Origin of the sequence: Streptomyces sp. (genome assembly GCF_031178505.1) — a bacterium.
Classification (GTDB): domain Bacteria; phylum Actinomycetota; class Actinomycetes; order Streptomycetales; family Streptomycetaceae; genus Streptomyces; species Streptomyces gulbargensis.
Genome location: NZ_JAPSIW010000562.1, coordinates 1 through 4,734, shown reverse-complemented (window position 1 = coordinate 4,734; position 4,734 = coordinate 1). Strand labels below are relative to the sequence as shown.

Here is a 4,734-nt window from a genome sequence, read left to right as displayed (position 1 = left end):
CCAGTCGTGCAGGAGCTGCCGCAGTTGTTCGCGGGCCTCGGCGACCCGCTCGGGCTCGGCCTGCGCGATCGTCATGAGGGTGCGCCGGGGGGCCGCGCGGGCAGCCGTCGCGGCCTGGCGGGAGATCAGCAGGAGGGCGATGTCGTCCTCGCGGCGGTCGGCGAGCGGGCCGGTGGTGTGGTGGGAGGCCGGGCCGTGGACGGCCTCGACGAGGGTGTCGGCGAGCGTCTCCAGGTCCTCGCCCTCGTGCGCCTCCAGAAGCCGCCTGGCCCGTTCCCAGCCGCTGCCGAGGTCGTGCCCGCCGGTCTCCAGGAGCCCGTCGGTGCACATCATCAGGGTCTCGCCGGGTTCCAGGGTGAAGCGGGTGGTGGGGTAGTCGGTGTCCGGGTCGATGCCGAGGGGCAGACCGCCGGCGGTGGGCCTGAGCAGAACCGTTCCGTCGACCATCCGTACCGCCGGGTCCGGGTGCCCCGCCCGCGCGATGTCGACCGTGCCCGTGGCCAGGTCCACCTCCAGGTAGAGGCAGGTCGCGAAGCGGGGGCCGCCGCTGTCGTCCCCGTCGTCCCCGTCCGTGATGCCGTACAGGAACCGCGAGGCACGGGACAGCACCGCGTCCGGCCGGTGCCCCTCGGAGGCGTACGCGCGCAGGGCGATCCGCAGCTGGCCCATCAGCCCCGCCGCCCGGACGTCGTGGCCCTGGACGTCCCCGATGACCAGGGCGATCCGCCCCGCGTCCGACCCGCCGGCGCCGGGGCGCGACGGGCCGCCGGGCAGCCGGATCATGTCGTACCAGTCGCCGCCGACCTGGAGCCCGCCGCCGGTCGGCACGTACCGCGCGGCGACCTGGATGCCGGGGATGCCCGGCCCGAGGACCGGCATCATCGCCCGCTGGAGGCCGAGCGACAGCTCGCGCTCCGACTCGGCCACCCCCGCCCGCGCCAGGGCCTGCGCGAGCATCCGCGCCACCGTCGTCAGGACCGAGCGCTCGTCGGGGGTGAAGGCCACCGGGTGCTTGAAGGCGGCCATCCAGGCGCCCATGGTGCGCCCGGCGACGATGAGCGGGACGAAGGCCCAGGAACGGCGGCCGAAACGTTCCGCCAGCGGCCAGGTCATCGGGAAGCGGCGCAGGTACTCCTCGGGGGTCGGCAGATAGATCGCCCGGCCCGTCCGCACCACCTCCGCCGCCGGGTAGTCGGTGTCCAGCGACATCGACGTGAAGGGACCCTCGTCGCCGTCCCGCTGCCCGTGGTGCCCGATGACCGTCAGCCGGTCGCCCGACACGCCGAAGACGGCGAGCCCGTCCGGCGAGAAGCCGGGCATCGACAGCGAGGCCGCCACCCGCAGCACCTCGGAGGTCGACCGGGCCTCCGCGAGCGCCCGCCCCGCGTCGAGCAGGAAGGCCTCGCGGGAGCGGCGCCAGTCGCCGGTGACGGGGGTACGGGCGGCGGTGCCCGGCTCCGGTTCGGCGACCTCCTGGAGGGTGCCGACGAGCCGGTGGCCGGTCCCGTCGGCGAACGGCTTCGACCGGGTCCGTACGGTACGGAGCACCCGGCCCTGCTCGTCCATGATCCGCAGCCGGGCCTCGGCGAGGGTGCCCTCGGCGACGGCCAGGTTGACCACGCCGTCGATCTCGTTCCAGTCGACCGGGTGGAAACGGGACCGCACCGCCGCCTCGCCCAGCTCGACGGGGGCGGCGGGCAGGCCCAGCAGCCGGGCGGCCTCGGCGTCGAGCGAGACGATCCGGGAGGCGTTGTCCCAGTGCCACAGGCCCGTCGCGACGGCGGCCAGGACGTCCTCGGTGCGCATTGCCCTACTTTATGAATATCGGCCAGGGGGCCGCCACCGACGGTATTCGAATGGTGATCCCGGCCCGGCCGGTACCCTGGACGGGTCCGCGGTACGGGTCCCCCGGGACCCCGGGCGACGGACCCACCCCAAGATCCCGAAGACTGGATGAACGACGATGCATCGGTACAGGTCCCACACCTGCGGCGAGCTCCGCGCCTCTGACGTCGGCACCGACGTCCGGCTGAGCGGCTGGCTGCACAATCGGCGCGACCTGGGCGGCATCCTCTTCATCGATCTGCGCGACCACTACGGCATCACGCAGCTCGTCGCCCGCCCCGGCACCGACGCCTACGAGGCCCTCGACAAGCTGACGAAGGAGTCCGTCGTCCGCGTCGACGGCAAGGTCGTCTCGCGCGGCGCGGAGAACGTCAACGCCGAGCTGCCCACCGGTGAGGTCGAGGTCGAGGTCGGCGCCGTCGAGGTCCTCGGCGCCGCCAAGCAGATCCCCTTCACCATCAACGCCGACGACGGCGTCAACGAGGAGCGGCGCCTGGAGTACCGCTTCCTCGACCTGCGCCGCGAGCGCATGCACCGCAACATCATGCTGCGCTCCGCCGTCATCGCCGCCATCCGCTCCAAGATGGTGGCCCTCGGCTTCAACGAGATGGCGACCCCGATCCTCACCGCGACCTCCCCCGAGGGCGCCCGTGACTTCGTCGTCCCGTCCCGGCTCAACCCCGGCAAGTTCTACGCGCTGCCGCAGGCCCCGCAGCAGTTCAAGCAGCTGCTGATGATCTCCGGCTTCGACCGTTACTTCCAGATCGCGCCCTGCTTCCGCGACGAGGACGCCCGCGCCGACCGCTCGCCCGGCGAGTTCTACCAGCTCGACGTCGAGATGTCGTTCGTCGAGCAGGAGGACGTCTTCCAGCCCATCGAGAAGCTCATGACCGAGCTGTTCGAGGAGTTCGGCGGCGGCCGCCCGGTCAGCTCCCCCTTCCCGCGGATCCCGTTCCGCGAGTCGATGCTCAAGTACGGCAACGACAAGCCGGACCTGCGCACCGACCTGGAGCTCGTCGACCTCACCGACGTCTTCGAGAAGTCGGAGTTCAAGGCCTTCGCCGGCAAGCACGTGCGCGCGCTCGCCGTGCCGGACACGGGCGACCAGCCGCGCAAGTTCTTCGACTCGCTCGGCGACTTCGCGGTCTCCCTCGGCGCGAAGGGCCTGGCCTGGATCCGCGTCGGCGAGGGCAACGCCCTCACCGGCCCGATCGCCAAGTTCCTCACCGAGGAGAACGTCGCCGCCCTCACCGAGCGCCTCGGCCTGAAGCCCGGCCACGCCGTCTTCTTCGGCGCGGGCGAGTTCGACGAGGTCTCCAAGATCATGGGCCCGGTCCGCGTCGAGGCCGCCAAGCGCGCCGGCCGCTTCGAGGAGAACGTCTTCCGCTTCGCGTGGATCGTCGACTTCCCGATGTACGAGCGGGACGAGGAGACCGGCAAGATCGACTTCTCGCACAACCCGTTCTCCATGCCGCAGGGCGGCCTGGAGGCCCTGGAGACCCAGGACCCGCTGGACGTCCTCGGCTGGCAGTACGACATCGTCTGCAACGGCATCGAGCTCTCCTCCGGCGCCATCCGGAACCACGAGCCCGAGATCATGTTCAAGGCCTTCGAGATCGCCGGCTACAGCCGCGAGACCGTCGAGACCGAGTTCGCCGGCATGCTCCGCGCCTTCCAGTACGGCGCCCCGCCGCACGGCGGCATCGCCCCGGGCGTCGACCGCATCGTCATGCTCCTCGCCGACGAGCCCAACATCCGCGAGACCATCGCCTTCCCGCTCAACGGCAACGCCCAGGACCTGATGATGGGCGCCCCGACCGAGCTCGACGAGGCCCGCCTGCGCGAGCTGAACATCCAGCTCCGCAAGCCGGTCGCCGCCGCCAAGCCCACGGAGGACCGCCCGGTGACGGACGCGGTGCACCCGGACGGGGCGCGGTAGTCCTGAGGGACGTGTGAGAGGGGGGCTCGGACCTGACGAAGGTCCGGGCCTCCTTTCGTTTCGGAGGGAACCGGCGTTTCTCGGAAGGTGGGTGATCAGATACGGGGATCCGGCCGAGATGCGAGTACGTCTCCGTAACGGAGTGGAGCGAGCGGTCCGCCGGACAAGTGGACCAGCGCGTTGTGCGGGGGGTCGAAGAACTCCACGAAACGTCCGTAACGCTCGATCCGGTCCAGTGTGAGTGTTTTAAGGATCTCCCCCGACCCTTCGCCGCCCTCCAGCTGGAAAACCTGCCCGACGCGGACGACTCCCTCGATGCACCGGACCACACAGGTGCCCCCGTCGGGGCGTTCCTGCTCCACGGAATAGACCTGAAGCTTACTGAATTCCGACATATTCATAGGCTTTCTGAATGAATTCGCTGATCTGGGCCGGTGTGAGTTTGGGTATGTCGAATCTCAGGGCATCGGTGATGTCGCCGTAATTGTTCAGCTTCGGGACATGTATGTCCATCGCGGCCAGTATTTCTCTGGCGACGGGGGACGGAATGGTGGCAGCGGCACGTGCGGCCAGTTCCGCGGCGGGGAGACCGACCGCCACCTCCGCTTCGGGGGGTATGAAGCCTCGTTCGAGGGGCACGCCCTCCAGCGCGCTTCTTGGTATTAGGTGGACGACCGCATCGCCGAACTGCTCGGAATGTCGAGCGAACGCCGTTGCCACGCCGGGATCGGTCGAGGTGGGTGTGAACCCCGACGCGGCTGTCCCCGCGCTCGCGCCGAACCATTCGGTGGTGCCCCGGAACAAGTGGTCCTCGTCGCGGCAAGGCGCCAACCCCAGCGGATCGCTCCACGTATGCGGATTGTGCACGTACGCCACCGGGTTCGGGGCCGGGGCCAGGCCCAGGGGGTCCGGGGTGAGGTAGCGGGCGGATTCCGGGTCGTAGTAGCGGA

3 protein-coding genes are annotated in these 4,734 nt (G+C 70.5%); 1 reads left to right on the top strand and 2 read right to left on the bottom strand.

Annotated features, from left to right (window positions below; all coding sequences use genetic code 11):
- Positions 1 to 1,806: SpoIIE family protein phosphatase (locus tag RIF68_RS27790; RefSeq protein ID WP_309054047.1), on the bottom strand; the 1,806-nt coding region annotated here is incomplete at its 3' end.
- A 157-nt stretch (positions 1,807 to 1,963) separates the two neighbouring features.
- Here RIF68_RS27790 and aspS point away from each other — a divergent pair.
- Positions 1,964 to 3,784, top strand: coding sequence for an aspartate--tRNA ligase (gene aspS / locus RIF68_RS27785; protein ID WP_309054046.1), 1,821 nt, complete (start codon positions 1,964 to 1,966; stop codon positions 3,782 to 3,784).
- A 378-nt stretch (positions 3,785 to 4,162) separates the two neighbouring features.
- On the opposite strand, the gene RIF68_RS27780 is transcribed toward aspS, so the two are convergent.
- Positions 4,163 to 4,734, bottom strand: a 572-nt coding sequence (locus RIF68_RS27780) for an RHS repeat-associated core domain-containing protein (RefSeq protein ID WP_309054045.1), incomplete at its 5' end; no start/stop codon positions are given.